Source organism: Streptomyces sp. NBC_01006 (genome assembly GCF_045162725.1).
In the GTDB taxonomy this organism is placed as follows: domain Bacteria; phylum Actinomycetota; class Actinomycetes; order Streptomycetales; family Streptomycetaceae; genus Streptomyces.
In genome coordinates, this window is the sequence record NZ_CP108700.1 from 7,930,901 (window position 1) to 7,945,808 (window position 14,908).

14 protein-coding genes are annotated in these 14,908 nt (G+C 71.6%); 11 read left to right on the top strand and 3 right to left on the bottom strand.

Features of this window, described 5'->3' with window-relative positions; all coding sequences use genetic code 11:
- Positions 1-7 precede the first annotated feature (7 nt).
- The 6 genes from OG509_RS36090 (at position 8) to OG509_RS36115 (ending at position 5,103) form a co-directional block, all read left to right on the top strand.
- Complete coding sequence (locus OG509_RS36090) at positions 8-817, top strand: Rossmann-like domain-containing protein (protein ID WP_406187785.1); 810 nt, start codon at positions 8-10, stop codon at positions 815-817.
- The gene (locus OG509_RS36095) at positions 814-1,824 is read left to right on the top strand and encodes a GHMP kinase (RefSeq protein ID WP_406186783.1); all 1,011 of its coding nucleotides are present in this window, start codon (positions 814-816) and stop codon (positions 1,822-1,824) included. Before OG509_RS36090 ends, OG509_RS36095 begins: the two co-directional genes overlap by 4 nt.
- Positions 1,745-2,797 (top strand): pyridoxal-phosphate dependent enzyme, encoded by a 1,053-nt coding sequence (locus OG509_RS36100; RefSeq protein WP_406186784.1) that lies wholly within the window; start codon positions 1,745-1,747, stop codon positions 2,795-2,797. The genes OG509_RS36095 and OG509_RS36100 overlap by 80 nt, the downstream gene beginning before the upstream one ends.
- Before the next feature lie 136 nt (positions 2,798-2,933).
- On the top strand, positions 2,934-3,527 hold the full coding sequence (locus OG509_RS36105; RefSeq protein WP_406186785.1) for a hypothetical protein: 594 nt from the start codon (positions 2,934-2,936) through the stop codon (positions 3,525-3,527).
- Positions 3,528-3,617: 90 nt separating this feature from the next.
- On the top strand, positions 3,618-4,883 hold the full coding sequence (locus OG509_RS36110) for a carotenoid oxygenase family protein (protein ID WP_406187787.1): 1,266 nt from the start codon (positions 3,618-3,620) through the stop codon (positions 4,881-4,883).
- Positions 4,884-4,908: 25 nt separating this feature from the next.
- Positions 4,909-5,103: a hypothetical protein gene (locus tag OG509_RS36115; protein WP_406186787.1), complete on the top strand. Its 195-nt coding sequence runs from the start codon at positions 4,909-4,911 to the stop codon at positions 5,101-5,103.
- 46 nt (positions 5,104-5,149) lie between these two features.
- Here OG509_RS36115 and katG read toward each other — a convergent pair whose 3' ends face one another.
- Positions 5,150-7,339 (bottom strand): catalase/peroxidase HPI, encoded by a 2,190-nt coding sequence (gene katG / locus OG509_RS36120; protein ID WP_406186788.1) that lies wholly within the window; start codon positions 7,337-7,339, stop codon positions 5,150-5,152.
- Positions 7,340-7,602: 263 nt separating this feature from the next.
- Here katG and OG509_RS36125 point away from each other — a divergent pair, with 263 nt between their 5' ends.
- Complete coding sequence (locus OG509_RS36125; protein WP_030153846.1) at positions 7,603-7,878, top strand: isoamylase early set domain-containing protein; 276 nt, start codon at positions 7,603-7,605, stop codon at positions 7,876-7,878.
- A gap of 90 nt (positions 7,879-7,968) precedes the next feature.
- On the opposite strand, the gene OG509_RS36130 is transcribed toward OG509_RS36125, so the two are convergent.
- The gene (locus OG509_RS36130; RefSeq protein WP_406186789.1) at positions 7,969-8,970 is read right to left on the bottom strand and encodes a cation diffusion facilitator family transporter; all 1,002 of its coding nucleotides are present in this window, start codon (positions 8,968-8,970) and stop codon (positions 7,969-7,971) included.
- A 331-nt stretch (positions 8,971-9,301) separates the two neighbouring features.
- Between OG509_RS36130 and OG509_RS36135 the strand changes: the two genes are divergently transcribed.
- The 4 genes from OG509_RS36135 to OG509_RS36150 all read left to right on the top strand — a co-directional run bounded on the left by OG509_RS36135 (position 9,302) and on the right by OG509_RS36150 (position 12,242).
- The gene (locus OG509_RS36135; protein WP_406186790.1) at positions 9,302-9,778 is read left to right on the top strand and encodes a DUF6328 family protein; all 477 of its coding nucleotides are present in this window, start codon (positions 9,302-9,304) and stop codon (positions 9,776-9,778) included.
- An 86-nt stretch (positions 9,779-9,864) separates the two neighbouring features.
- Positions 9,865-10,092, top strand: a complete 228-nt coding sequence (locus OG509_RS36140; protein ID WP_406186792.1) for a hypothetical protein — start codon at positions 9,865-9,867, stop codon at positions 10,090-10,092.
- 219 nt (positions 10,093-10,311) lie between these two features.
- A complete protein-coding gene (locus OG509_RS36145) occupies positions 10,312-11,028 on the top strand; it encodes a tRNA-dependent cyclodipeptide synthase (RefSeq protein ID WP_385576271.1) in 717 nt (238 codons plus the stop codon).
- Positions 11,025-12,242, top strand: a complete 1,218-nt coding sequence (locus OG509_RS36150; protein ID WP_406186793.1) for a cytochrome P450 — start codon at positions 11,025-11,027, stop codon at positions 12,240-12,242. The genes OG509_RS36145 and OG509_RS36150 overlap by 4 nt, the downstream gene beginning before the upstream one ends.
- 101 nt (positions 12,243-12,343) lie before the next feature.
- Here OG509_RS36150 and OG509_RS36155 read toward each other — a convergent pair whose 3' ends face one another.
- On the bottom strand, positions 12,344-14,905 hold the full coding sequence (locus OG509_RS36155; RefSeq protein ID WP_406186794.1) for an ABC transporter permease: 2,562 nt from the start codon (positions 14,903-14,905) through the stop codon (positions 12,344-12,346).
- Positions 14,906-14,908 lie beyond the last annotated feature (3 nt).

The window sequence follows — 14,908 nt, forward strand, 5'->3', positions numbered from 1 at the left end:
GTCGTCCGTGGACGGGCTCATCGAGGCCGTCCTGGCCGGCGAACACGGCCCGCTCCCCTCCGCACTCGTCGCCACCAGCGTGTTCTGGATCCACCACGGCACCCGACTGGCCGGCGGCGACACCACGTACCTCAACCAGTACGTCCTGGTCCGCCTCGGCGGCTCCTTCGGCGGCTGCGCCTTCGAGGCCGGCGAGATCGCCCCGGCGATCTGCCGCGACTCCTCCGGCACCCCGCTCGACCGCCTGCTGCGCGAAGCCCCGCGCCCGCTGCGGATCGCCGCCCTCGACGCGTACCTCTCCGAGGCCCGCCCGCACCGGGTGGCCGCGGCAGCGGGCGACGCCGAGCCCGTCGCGCTCCCCACCGGTACCCCCGAGATACGTGCGAAGGCCCGCGACACGGCCATAGCCGGCCTGCTCGACATCGGGGAAGGGGCCCGCGTGGGCCTCATCGGCGTCGTCAACCCACTCGTCGCGGCGATCCGCGAACGCGGCGGCGAACCGCTGCCCTGCGACTTCAACCTCAAGGCCACCCAGTGGGGCGACCCCGTCACCGACGACATGCACGCGGTGCTGGAGCGTGCCGAGGCCGTCGTCGCCACCGGAATGACGCTGAGCAACGGCTCGTTCGACACCGTCCTGGAGCGCTGCCGCTCCCGTGGCATCCCGCTGATCGTCTACGCGCAGACCGGCAGCGCCGTCGCCCGCGCCTTCCTCGGCTCCGGCGTGACCGCCCTGTCCGCGGAGCCCTTCCCGTTCTCCCAGTTCAGCGCCGAGGAGACGGTCCTGTACCGCTACCGGACGGTGAGCCCCGCGTGATCCGCACCGGCACCGGACACGCCCCCTGCCACCACGGCGAGATCCTCCAGGGCGTCTTCCTCGACGCCGACGGCCGCCGGTGCGCCGGCCTGGTCACCCTCCCCATGCCCGGCCCGGGCAGCCGCGCCGAGTTCGTCCGCAGGCCCGGTACCGAGCCAGGGGCGCTCACCGCCGTACCCGCCGACCGTACGAAAGCGGTACGGGCCGCGGCCCTCGCGGTGGCGCAGTGCGCGCAGCGGACCGGACAGCCGCCCTGCGGCGGGGAGTTGAGGCTCACGAGCGACATTCCGGTGGGCCTGGGCATGGGCAGCTCCACCAGCGATGTGATCGCCACCGTACGGGCCGTCGCGGATTCGTACGGACTGCGGCCGGCCCCCGAGTCGGTCGCCCGGCTGGCCGTACGGGCGGAACTGGCCTGCGATCCCCTGATGTTGGACGGCCGGCCGGTGCTGTTCGCCCAGCGGGAGGGCAGGGTGCTGGAGGCCCTCGGCCCGGCGCTGCCACCGCTGGTCGTCGTGGGCTGCGCCCTTGGGGCCGGCGCGCCCGTGGACACCCTGTCCCTGCCCGTGCGGGAGCCCGGCGACGGCGACGTACGGGCCTTCGAGCGGCTGCGTACGCTGCTGCGCCGGGCGGTGGCCACGGCGGACGCCGCACTCCTCGGCGAGGTCGCCACCGCCAGCGCCCGGTGCGGCCAACAGGCCTTGCAGCACCCCGAGTTCGACGCGTTGACCGGTATCTCCCGGCGGGTCGGGGCGGTCGGCGTACAGATCGCGCACAGCGGCGCGGTGGCGGGCGTGCTGTTCGACGCGGCCGCGCCCGGCCTGCGGTACCGCGTGCGCAGCTGCCTGCGGGCCCTCGACGCCCACGGCATCCCCGCCACCCGGACCTTCACGACCTTCGACACCACCAGCAGCGAGGAGCTCCCGCATGGACCAGCACATCGCCGAGGCGATCGGCCGGCCGGACCTGGTACGGCTCGACGACCGACTCCTCTGCCTGCGCTTTGAGACCATGAAGGTGGTCTCCGCGCTCGCCGCGGTGCGCCATCTGCTGGACACCGGGGCGGTGCGCCGCGGGGACACCCTGCTGGACAGCTCCAGCGGCATCTACGCCTACGCCCTCGCCCTGGCCTGTCACCGGTACGGCATGCGCTGCCACATCGTCGGTTCGACGACGGTGGACCACACGCTGCGCACCCAGCTCGCCGTACTGGGGGCGACGCTGGAGCAGATGGAGCCGTGCAGCGACCTCAAGCTCGACCAGAAGCGGCGGGTGGAGCGGATCCACGAGATCCTCGCCGAACACCCCGAGTACCACTGGATGCGGCAGTACCACGACGACGTCCACTACCTCGGCTACCGCGCGATCGCCGACCGGATCCGGGAGGCGACGGGCGGTCGGACCGGCGACGCCGCCGGGCTCACCGTCGTCGGCGGGGTCGGCTCGGGGGCCTCCACCGGAGCCCTCGCCCGCTACCTGCGCGGGGCGGCCGCGGCTGCCCCGGCCGATGTGGAACTCGTCGGGGTCCAGCCGTACGGCAGCGTCACCTTCGGCGCCGAGCACGTCCTGGACCCCGAGATCATCATCGCCGGGATCGGCAGCTCCATCCCGTTCGGGAACGTCTCGCACGAGCTGTACGACACCCTGCACTGGATCTCGTTCGACGCGGCGCTGGCCGGCAGCGTCGACCTGCTGCGCCGGCACGCCGTCTTCGCGGGGCTCTCCACCGGCGCGGGCTATCTCGCCGCCCGCCACGAACGCGAGCGCGCCCCCGAGCGGACGGTCCTCTTCATCGCCGCCGACACCGGGCACCGGTACGTCGACACCGTCTACGCCCGCCACCGGGAGGCGGCCGCGATCGGTGAGCTCGCCCCGCGGGAGGTCACCGACCACGGGCAACTGGCCCTCCCGTGGTGCCGGATGCGCTGGAACCGGGCCCCGGCGGCGGCCCTGGTGACGGGCCCGACCGTTCACGCTTGACCGGCGTGTGACGCGCATCACATTCGCACGTTCGAACTTCGGCGTTCCTCCTGCGTCTAGTCGGCGTCGGTCACCGGACGGCTGCGGATCCACGCCCCTCCGCAGCCGTCCATTCCCAAACAGGAGGAACAGTTCAATGGGCTGTCTACGGGGGTTCATCCCCTGGATCGTCTCCGGCGTCGCCTCGTCCTTCGACTGGCGCCGGGGCGCGATAGGGGGACTCGTCACGGGGCTGCTGCTCCTGCTGCAGGACCGCCGTCGCGGGGTCGGTCTCGATGCACTGATCCTGGAGATCAGCACCGTCGTCTACTTCGTCGTCGTCGGCGCGGTGGCCGTCGCCCGGCCGGATTCGGCCCTGGCGGAGCACACCGACGTCATCTCGTTCGGCTGGCTCGCAGCCACCGCCTGGGGGAGCCTGGCGATCCGTCGCCCCTTCACGCTGGGCATCGCCCGGCGCCAGACGCCTCCCGAGTACTGGGACATGCCGGAGTTCATCCGGGTCAACAACCACATCACCAGTGCCTGGGGCGCCGGTTTCACCTTCATCGGCGTCAGCCTGGCCGTCTGCGGCGCCGTGGACGCCCCCGCCTGGGTGGGCATCGCCGCCCACGTCGCCGGTCTCGTCGGCCCCGCCGTCTTCACCAAGGTCTACCCCGCCCGGGCCCAGGCGCGACTCCTGGCCCAGGCCCCGGCCGCCAACCCGCACCACGAAGGAGCGGCCACATCGTGACCACCGGCCCGGAGGCAAGGAACGTCGTCCTCGTCCACGGCGGGGACGGCGAAATGCCCGACGAGACGAGACTTCTTCCCCGGCCGCTACCTGCGCAACGGCCCCAACCCGCTGCCCGGACAGGACAAGGGGCACTGGTTCACCGGCCCCGGCATGCTCCACGGGATCCGGCTCGGCAACGGACGCGCACAGTGGTACCGCAACCGCTGGATCCGCACGCGCGAGCTGGAGGGGCATCCGTTCATCCGCCCCGACTTCAGCGTCGACCTCACCTCGACGCCGGCCAACACGCACGTGATCCGGCACGCCGGCACCGTCCTCGCCCTGTGCGAGGCGGGCCTTCCCTACTGGGTCTCGCCCTCGCTGGAGACCGTCGGACCGTACGACTTCGGCGGACGGCTCACCACCGCGATGACGGCCCACCCCAAGGAGGACCCCGTCACGGGCGAACTCCACGTGTTCGGCGCCGGTTTCGCCCCGCCCTACCTCACGTACCACCGGGTCACCGCGGAAGGGCTGCTGCTCGACAGCCGGCCGATCGACGTGCCGGGCCCGACGATGATGCACGACTTCGCCATCACCGAGCACCACGTCGTCTGGATGGACCTGCCCGTCGTCTTCGACCCCGCCCCGGCCGGGCGCGGCGGCATGCCGTACCGGTGGGACGAGGAGTACGGGGCACGGCTCGGGGTCATGTCCCGCGCGCCCGGCAGCACCGGGGTGAGGTGGTACGACATCGACCCCTGCTACGTCTTCCACGTCGGCAACGCCTACGAGGACCAGCAGGGGCGGATCGTGCTGGACGCGGTGCGCTACGACGACGCCGGGTTCCGCAGAACCTGGACGGACATAGGCGGGACCGCAGGCCCGGCCGCTCAGGCGGCTCCGGCCGGTCTGGCCGGCGCGCTGGAACCGGGCCGTATCGAGGCCCTCGCCGTTCTGCACCGCTGGATCCTCGATCCGGCCACCGGCCGTGTCACGGAGTCCCCCCTGGACGACCGCGCCGCCGAATTCCCCACGCACAACGAGAACTTCACCGGGCGGCCGAACCGCTACCTCTACACCGCCTCCGGCGAAGGCATCGCCAAGCACGACCTCACCCGCCCGTCCCGGCGCGTGTACGAGACCCCCGGCAGCCGCTACACCGGGGAGGCGGTCTTCGTACCCGCGGCCGGTGCCACCGCCGAGGACGAGGGCCGGCTCCTGTCGCTCGTCTCGGACGACGGCGGCGGGGCCGGGGAACTGCTCGTCCTGGACGCCGCGGACCTCTCGGTCCAGGCCGTGGTGGAGCTTCCCCATCCCGTCCCGGCCGGTTTCCACGGAAGCCGGCTACCGGAGCCCGCCCAAGGCGCGTGACCCGTCGCCACGGAGGCGTTCAGACATGGCACACCCCCTCGATCCGCGCCAGCACGTGCGCCATGTGGTGGCCAGCCGCTCCATCACCATCTGGGAGATGGACGTCACCAACCCCGTCGGCATCGACAACCCCTGCCCGCCGTCCCTCGCCTGGCTCATGCTCCGCCGCAACGGACGCGTCCAGAGCCTGCGCGTGGTCTTCCCCGCGGCGCTGCGCTGAGACGGCCCGGTCGGCCGGGGCGGCCGACCGGGCCCTCGGGCCAGGGTCAGCGGATGTCGAACCGGTCGAGGTTCATCACCTTGTCCCACGCGGACACGAAGTCACGTACGAACTTCTCTCCCGCGCCCTGGGACGCGTAGACCTCCGACAGGGCCCGCAGCTGCGAGTGCGAACCGAAGACGAGGTCGACGGCGGTGGCCGTCCACTTGACCTCGCCCGTGGCACGATCGTGGCCCTCGAACACGTTCTCGGCCGCAGTCGACGCCTTCCACTCCGTACCCATGTCGAGCAGGTTGACGAAGAAGTCGTTGGTCAACGTCTCCGGCCGGTCGGTGAAGACACCGTGCGCGGACCGCCCGAAGCCGGTGTTCAGGGCGCGCATGCCGCCGATCAGGACCGTCATCTCGGGAGCGGTGAGGTTCAACAGGTTGGCGCGGTCCAGCAGGAGGGTCTCCGGCGCGAGCTTCTCCCCCTCCCGGAGGTAGTTGCGGAACCCGTCGGCCCTGGGTTCGAGCACCGCGAACGAGTCCACGTCCGTCTGCTCCTGCGAGGCGTCGGTGCGCCCCGGCGTGAACGGGACCTTGATGTCGTACCCGGCGTTCTTCGCGGCCTGCTCGACCGCCGCGCATCCGCCCAGGACGATCAGGTCGGCGAGCGAGACCTTCGTTCCGCCCGTCGCCGACGCGTTGAAGTCCCGCTGGATCTCTTCGAGGGTCCCCACCACCTCGCCCACCTCGGGCAGGGCGTTGCTCTCCCAGTCCCGTTGCGGCGCGAGCCGGATCCGGGCCCCGTTGGCTCCGCCCCGCTTGTCGGTGCCGCGGAAGCTCGCCGCCGACGCCCAAGCGGTGGTGACCAGTTGGGGGACGGACCGTCCCGAGGCGAGGATCTTGGCCTTGAGGGCGGCGACGTCCGCGTCCGAGACCAGCGGGTGATCGACCTGGGGGACGGGGTCCTGCCACAGCTGCGGCTCGGCGACCCAGGGGCCGAGGTAGCGCGGGAGGGGTCCCATGTCGCGGTGGAGCAGCTTGTACCAGGCCTTGGCGAACGCCAGCGCGAGCTGGTCCGGGTTCTCGTGGAAGCGTTTCGCGATCGGCGCGTAGACCGGATCGACCTTCAGCGCGAGATCCGTCGTCAGCATCATCGGGGCGTGCCGCTTCGACGGGTCGTGGGCGTCGGGCACCGTGCCCTGGGCGGCCTGGTCCGTGGGAGTCCACTGGTTGGCGCCGGCGGGGCTGGTCGTCAGCTCCCAGTTGTATCCGAACAGGTTGTCCAGGTACCCGTTGTCCCACTTCGTCGGTGCGGTGGTCCACGCGCCTTCGAGCCCGCTCGTGAGCGCGTCGACGCCGACGCCGGTGCCGGACGCGTTCTTCCAGCCGATGCCCTGCTGCTCGATGGGGGCCGCCTCGGGCTCCGGACCGATGTAGGCGGGATCGACGGCGCCGTGGCACTTTCCGAACGTATGGCCGCCGACGATGAGCGCGAGCGTCTCCTCGTCGTCCATCGCCATGCGCGCGAACGTCTCGCGGATGTCCCGGGCGGCGGCCACCGGATCCGGATTGCCGTTGGGTCCCTCAGGATTGACGTAGATCAATCCCATCTGCACGGCGCCGAAAGGACCGGAGAGTTCCCTGTCGCCGCTGTAGCGCTCGTCGCCGAGCCAGGTGTCCTCGGGCCCCCAGAAGATTTCCTCGGGTTCCCAGGTGTCCTTACGCCCGAAACCGAATCCGAACGTCTTGAGCCCCATGGATTCGATGGCGCAGTTCCCGGCGAAAATCAGAAGGTCGGCCCAGGAGATCTTCGGTCCGTACTTCTGCTTGACCGGCCAGAGCAAACGGCGCGCCTTGTCCAGGCTCGCGTTGTCCGGCCAGCTGTTGAGGGGGGCGAAGCGCTGCGAGCCGGCGCCGCCGCCACCCCGGCCGTCGGCGATGCGGTACGTACCCGCGGCATGCCAGCTCATCCGGATGAACAGCGGCCCGTAGTGGCCGTAGTCGGCGGGCCACCACTCCTGGGACTCCGTCATCACCTCGAAGACGTCCCGTTTCAGCGCGTCGACATCGAGGGTCGCGAACTCCTTCGCGTAGTCGAAGTCCTCGCCCATCGGATCGGACAGGGGTGAATGCTGGTGGAGGACTTGAAGGTCCAGCTGATTCGGCCACCAGTCCCGGTTCGTCCTGGGGTGAGTCGGCGCGGGGGTCGGGGAGGGAATTGCTGGGTTCTCGCTTTCGCTGCCGGACACGTCCGCCCTTCTTCCTGTCTCGGTGTCTGCTTCTGCTTCTGCTGCTGACTGCTGGGCGTCCGTATGGTCGCGCACCGCAGACCGCACCGCTACGAGAACACGCAGAACTCTTCCGGCCGCTGAGGAATTCGGGAAAAGGCAGTTTTTCGGATGAACGCGATCGGCCCGGACGGGTGACGTGTCCCGCCTTGCGGCGGGTCGCGGGTCGGGGACGGGCCGGGCCGTCAGGATGGCCCCCTCCCGACAGTGAGAAGGAGTTGTTCGTGCTCGAGAGACAGCGTCGCAAGAACGCCACCGAGGTCACCTTCGTGCTGCCCGACGGGGACCCGCCCGGACCGGTCAGCGTGGTGGGAACGTTCAACGGCTGGCAGCCCGGATCCCACGTCCTCGAATCCCGCCCCGACGGGACGCGCGCGGTGACGGTGGCGCTGCCGGCGAAGGTCACCCACTCCTTCCGCTACCTCGCGGCGGGGGACTACTGGTTCAACGACGAGGGCGCCGACGGCCAGGACGGCCCCAACTGCCGACTGCAGACCTGACCCCGCCCCCGGGCACTGCCCGCCCTGCCCACACGGCCAGGGCGGGCACCACTTCGGGTCGGGGGTACGGGCCCGCGCACCGCGGGGGTGTCAGGCCCCCGCCGCGCCCTGGTCCCGGGCGGCCGTGCGGCGGGCCGCCGCGGCGTCCGTGACGTCGAGGAACACCTGGTCCAGCTCGGGCCAGCGCGTCTTCAGCTCCTCCTTGATGCGGACCATCGCGTCCTCGACGCTCTCGCTGTCGTACCCGGGCGTCAGGTCGACGCTCGCGGCCAGCAGCGCCGAATCCGGACTCAGCCGCATGGTCAGCAGCGCGGTGACCGAGTCGATCTCCGGCTGTTTCAGCAGCAGCTCCCGTACCCCGCGCTGCACCTCGGGATCGGCCGCCTCGCCGATCAACTGGGCCCGGGCGCCCTTGCCGAGCGTGTACGCCACGTAGACCAGCAGGACGCCGATCAGGATGGAGGCGGACGCCTCGTACGCCACCTGCCCGGTCGCCATGTGGAGGCCCATCCCCGCCATGGCCAGCAGGACGCCGACGCAGGCGGTGCTGTCCTCCGCGAGGACGGTCCGCAGCGTCGGGTCCCGGCCCACCCGGATCTCCTCGCGCAGGCTGTGGCCGGCCGCCGCGGCCGCGCCGCGGACCTGGCGGACGGCTCGGGCCAGCGAGGCCCCCTCGGCGAGCAGCGCCACGAGGAGCACGGCGAAGCCGATCAGATACCCCTCGTGGGACTCGGAACCGCCCGAGCGGAACGCCTCGATGCCCAGGAACACCGAGAAGCAGCCTCCGGTGACGAAGATGCCGACGGCGGCCAGCAGGGACCAGAAGAAGCGCTCCTTGCCGTAGCCGAAGGGGTGGTGCCGGTCGGCCGGCCGCCGGCTGCGCTTGACCGAGGCCAGCAGGAAGACCTCGTTCATGCTGTCGGCCGCCGAGTGGGCGGCCTCGGACAGCAGCGCGGGAGAGCCGGCGATGACCCCGCCGACGGCCTTGGCGACGCAGATGACCAGATTGGCCGCGAGGGCCACCCAGACGGTGAAGCGGGTTTCGCTGTCCCCCTTCCGCTTCCGCGCGGAGTGCGTACGGGTGTCACCCATGACGTCGGCCTGTCCGGTCGCGGCCGCCCGGGCGCTCCCGCATCTCGTACCCCCTCGTTCAGCCGGGCCCGTCTCGTACCGAGGCGCCTGCCCGCACGGGAGCGTCTCAATCGGCGCCGCGGGCTCGCCCCACGGGTCTCATGCCCGTGCCCGGGCCGCTGTGCGGCCATTCGGTTGCTCCCGGGGCGGCCGGAGGCCGAACGGCCTCGCCACCGCCGCGCCGTCGCCCGGCGTCGGGCTAGGGTCGCAGACGGAGGGCCGCCGAGAATGCCCCGCCCGGTTGCGGGTACCCGTACCGGGCCGTGTCCCCATGCGGAGGAGGCCCGCGCCCATGCCAGACGACGATCGGGACGAGACCCCGGCGGAGCGGGCCGACCGCCGCTGGAACGAGACGCTCCAGGAGGTCCGCGTCGCCCAGACCGGGGCCCAGATCCTCTTCGGCTTCCTGCTCAGCGTCGCCTTCACCCCCCGCTTCGCCCAGCTGGGCCCCTTCGACCGGGGCCTGTACGTCGTCACGGTGGCGCTGGGCGCCCTGGCCACCGGGACCATGATCGCCCCGGTCGCGTACCACCAACTCCTGGCCGGACACCACCTCAAGCCGCAACTGGTCCGGGCGGCGGGCCGTCTGGTCTCCATCGGCATCGTGCTCCTCGCACTGACCGTGACCTTCTCGGTGCTGCTCCTGCTGCGGGTCGCCACCGCGCACTGGATCGCCTGGCCGGTGACGGCCTGCGTCACGGGCTGGTTCGCGATCTGCTGGCTCGTCATGCCGAGCATGCTCCTGCGCAGCAAGGCCAGGACCGGGTGAGGGGTGGGTCGGGGCAGGTTTCCCGTGTCAGTGGGCGGGCAGGCGCGGCGCGGGGGACGTACGACGCTTTCGAGGAGTGACACATCATGGAAGACCAAGGCGGCGCCGGAGGCGTTCCCCTGCACGGCCACGGCCACGGCGACGAGGAGCGGCGTCGCGCCCCACACGTCCAGCGGACCGGGTCCGGCAAGGACGAGCACGCCGTCCGGGCGGCGGACACCGACGAGGCGAGTCGTCTCGACAGGCCGGGAGAGGTCCCGAAGAAGGGCCCCGGGCCGGTCCGCGAGATCCCGCACGGGGAGTCCCACGGCTGACCCCCGGGAATCACCGGACCCGGGTGGACCGGGGTGCCCTGGGCGATACGCCGACGGGATAGATTGTGCGATCACACAGCTTGTGCGGCTTAAATCCGTAGAGTAACCGGTCGGTAGCTCTGGATCATCGTGCCTGTTCTCGGCTAGCGTCTTGCTCGCGCCGCCACACCCAGGGCACTCGGCCCTGCCGGGACTTGCGGCGCAGGGGAATTACTCACGTTGACGACTGCCATTCAAGGCATCTTCGCCGTCCGTCCCTACACTCCTCACTGCCAGGTCATCCACGACGAGGGCGACCATGCCGTCATCGGCATCTCGTCGGGCAACTCCTACTTCACCCACGACCGCGTGCTCGAACTCGCCCGGTGGGGACTCGACCATTTCCGCGAAGTCGACCTCATCTGGACGGACATGCACGTCGCCGAGATGTTCGTGGCCCTCGGCTACCCCGAGGTCGAAGCGCAGCGCAAGGCGGTGAAGAACCTCCGCGGCGTACGGGCCAAGGTCACCGCCGCCGTCGCCACGCTCGACCCCGAAGGGGAGCGGCTGCGCGGCCGCCCGATGTCCGCGCTCCTGGAGCTCCCCGCCTACCAGCGCATCCGCTCCGGGCTCGACACCCTCATGGCCGACGACCCCGAGTTCCGCGAGGTCTGCGACCAACTCGCGGCCCGGTTCCTCGCCGACAAGCTGGCCGGCCAACCGCCCACCGAACTCCAGCGCGAGGTGTGCATCAAGTACGTGTGCGCCGAAGTGCCGCTGTTCCTCGACACCCCGGCCATCCTCGGGGTCTCCTCCTCGCTCAACTGCTACCACCAGGCACTGCCGTTGGCCGAGCTGCTGTACGCACGGGGCTGGGGTCTGCGCGCCTCGCGCAATCAGGGCCACGCCGTCATCACCCCCGCCGAAGAACCCGAAGGACAGGACCGCCGCGCATGACCACCACGATCGAACCCACCACGGCGGCCGCGTCCGACGAGCTCACCCGGTTCCCGTTCGACGCCAACGGCACGCGACTGCCCGACGAGATCGCACACCTCCTCACCGACGAGCCGGTCAAGAAGGTCCGCACCATAGCCGGGGCGGAAGCGTGGCTGGTGTCCTCCTATCGCCTGTGCAGGCAGGTGCTCGACGACCCCCGGTTCTCCCTCAAGGACACCTCCGCCGAGGGGGCGCCCCGCCAGTACGCGCTGACCATCCCCCCGGAGGTGGTCAACAACATGGGGAACATCACGGGCGCCGGGCTGCGCAAGGCCGTGATGAAGGCCCTCAACCCGAAGGCCCCCGGGCTGGAGGAGTGGCTGACCGGCCACGCGCACGCACTCGTCGACCAGCTCGTCACCACCGGGGTGCCGGCCGACCTGCGCCGCGACTTCACCGTCCCGTACTCCACCGGGCTGCACTGCCACATCCTCGGCATCCCGCAGAGCGACGGCCCCGACCTCTACCGGTCGCTGCACGTCGCGTTCATGAACAGCCCCCGCACCATCCCCGCGGCGGGCATCAACTGGGACCGCGACATGGGCCACATGATCGGCCGGCTCGACGACCCGGCGACGACGGGCCTCATGGCCGAACTCGCGGCCCTGCGCAACGACCCCGAATACGCGCACCTGACCGACGAGATGCTCGCCACCGTCGGCGTCACCATGTTCGGCGCGGGTGTCATCAGCGTCATGGGATTCCTCACCATGGCACTCGTCTCGCTGATCCAGCACCCCGAACTCAAGGCCGAGTTGATCGGGGACCCGACGCTCGTCCCCGCCGCCGTGGACGAGTTGCTGCGCATCAACCTGTCGATCGCCGACGGCCTGCCCCGCATCGCCACCGAGACCATGCAGCTCGGCGATGTCACGGTGGAAAAGGGGGAGTTGGTCCTCGTCCTGGTCGAGGCCGCGAACCACGACCCCGCCGAGTTCGAGGACCCGCACACCGTACGCCTCGACCGGCCGAACCCGAACGCGCACCTGTCGTTCGGCGGCGGCGGCCACTACTGCCCGGCCACAGCCCTGGGCAAGCGGCATGCACAGATCGCCATCGAGGTGCTCCTCGAACGGCTGCCCGGCCTGGACCTGGCCGTGCCGATCGAGCAACTCGTCTGGCGTACGGGGTTCATGAAGCGGATCCCGGAGCGGCTGCCCGTGCTCTGGTGAGCCTGCGCGTGAACGTGCGGGTGAACCGAACGTACGAGTGAACCGAACGCACGGCGCCGAGGGCCGGGTCTGACCAGTCCGGCCCTCGGCGCGTACCTCCGTCACCTCTCCGCCACGGCCTCCAGCGGGCTCAGCGAGGCCGCGCGGCGTGCCGGTACGGCGGCCGCGAGCACGCCGATCGTCAGGGACACCAGGCAGAGGAGGAGCAGCGTCCCCCAGGGCAGCGCCAGGGAGTACTGCTTCAAGGCGCCGTTGGTCAGCGACCCGACCGCCCAGGCCCCCAGCAGCCCGCCCGCCAGGCCCAGCAGCGTGCCGAAGGCGGCGACGGTCACCGACTCCAGGCGGATCATCCGCCGGATCCCGGCGCGGTCCATGCCGATGGCGCGCAGGACGCCGATCTCGCGCGTGCGGTCCGCGACCGACATGGCCAGGGTGTTGACGATGCCGAGCAGCGAGATCACGGTGCCGATGGCGAGCAGACCGTACATCAGGGTCAGCAGGTCGGCCAGGGAGCCGGCGGCCTCGTCGACGAGTGCCTGCCGGTCCTTCACCTGCACCAGCGGGCTGTTGCCCGCGGCGGCGCGCAGCCGGTCCTCGGTGGTCTTCGAGACCGCGGCGCCGGCGGCGCGGACGAGGATCCGCTGGACGGAGTCGGGCAGGAAGCCGTCCCGCTGTACGTCGGCGCGCGAGCCCAGCACGTCCCCGGCGGTGGGGTTGTCCTCGTAGACGCCGACGACGGTGTACTGCGTGAACTCCTGGTTACGGCCGATGCGGGCCTTGACCTGGCTGCCCGTGCTCACGCCCTGCTCGCGCGCGACGGCGGCCGAGAGGGCGATGAGGCCCGGTCCGAGGTCCTTCAGGGAGCCGCTGACGAAGTCGAGCTTCATGACGTCGTTCACGGTGGCGGGGTCGACGCCGGCGATCTTGCGGACGCGGCCACCGGTGAAGAGCGTGGAGTCCGCGATGCCCGCCGCCGTCCTCACCCCGGGGACGCCGGCCACCCGCTTTTCGGTGCCCGGGTCGATGGCGGTCATGGTGCTGCGGCTGCCGATCACGTAGTCGGCGCCGAGGCCGGCCGCGGCCTGCCGGTCCAGGGCCTGCCCGGTGGAGTTCCCGATGACGGCGAGCCCGGCGACCAGCGCCGTACTGACGATCAGGGCGGAGGCGGTGGCCGCGGTGCGCCGCGGGTCGCGCAGCGCGTTCTCACGGGCGAGGTGCCCGGTGATCCCGAAGCGGCCGGTCAGCCGTCCGGTCAGCCGGATCACGGGGACGGCGAGCAGCGGCGCCAGCACGATCAGGGCGACGACGACCAGGGCGCACCCGAACATCGCGTTCCGCAGGTTCTCCTCCGAGGCGTCCTTCGCCCCCGTGAGCGCGACCAGCAGCCCGGCGCCGGCGGCCAGCAGGACCAGTCCCACCACACCGCGGACCCGGGAAGCGGCCGCGGTGGGCGGCTGCTCGCAGGCGCGCAGGGCCTCGATGGGCGCGACCTTCGCCGCCTTGCGGGACGGCAGCCACGCGGCGAGCACCGTGACGCCCACGCCCACCGCGAGCGCCGCCACGACGGGGAGCGGGCCGATCACCAGGGGGCCGTCGGGCAGGGAGTCCTGCGAGGTGCTCAGGAGGTCGGGCAGTACGGCGGCGATGCCGAGGCCGAGCACGAAGCCGGCCGCCGACGAGACCAGGCCGAGCAGGACGGCCTCCCAGAGGATGGAGCGGACCACCTGGCGGCGCGAGGAGCCGATCGCCCGCAGCAGCGCGATCTCCCGGGTGCGCCGGGCGACGACCATGGTGAAGGTGTTGACGATGAGGAAGGAGCCGATGAACAGCGAGACCCCGGCGAAGATCATCGGCATCTTCTGGTGGCCGCGGGTCAGGGTGTCGGTGTAGGTGGCCTGCTGGGTCGCCTGGGCGGTGCCGGTGACGGCCTCGGCCCGGTCGGCCGGGAGCAGGGCGGTGATCCGCTCGGCGAGCTTGAACTCGTCGGTGCCGGGCTCGGCGGACACGTCGATCGACGTGTACCGGCCCGGGGACGCGAACAGCTCCTGGGCGGTCGCCTTGTCGAACACGGCGAGGGTGCCTCCGGCCGTCACCCGCGAGTCCTCGGTCCTGACGATGCCCACGAGCCGCTTCTTCAGGACCGGGCCGTCGGTGGCCAGCGTGACCGTGTCGCCGATCGAGAACCCGCCGGCCGCCGCGGTGCCGCTGTCCACGGCGAGTTCCCCGCCACTGCGCGGGGCGCGGCCCTCGACCAGCGGATGGCGGCCGTCCTTGCCGTCCTTGCCGGGTACGTAGGCGGCGGCCAGGTTCGACCACGCCTTGCCGGCCCGCAGCGGACGGCCGTCCGCTCCGTTCAGGGTGGCCGATCCGTCGGCCGCCGGCCGAGCGGCGGCGACGCCGGGTACCTCGGCCAGCTTCCGTACGAGCGCGTCGTCGAGCGCTCCGGCCTCCTCTTCGGCGGCTCCGGGCGGGGCGGACTTCGGGGTCACGCTCACCGCGATGTCCGCGAAGTTCTTCGACGCGGCGGCACGGTAGGCCGCGGCGGAGGACTCCGCGAAGACGAGGGTGCCGCAGACGAACGCGACACCGAGGCAGACCGCGAGGACGGTCATTGCCAGACGGGCCTTGTTCGCGAGCACGTTGCGCAGGGCTGTTCTCAGCATGGG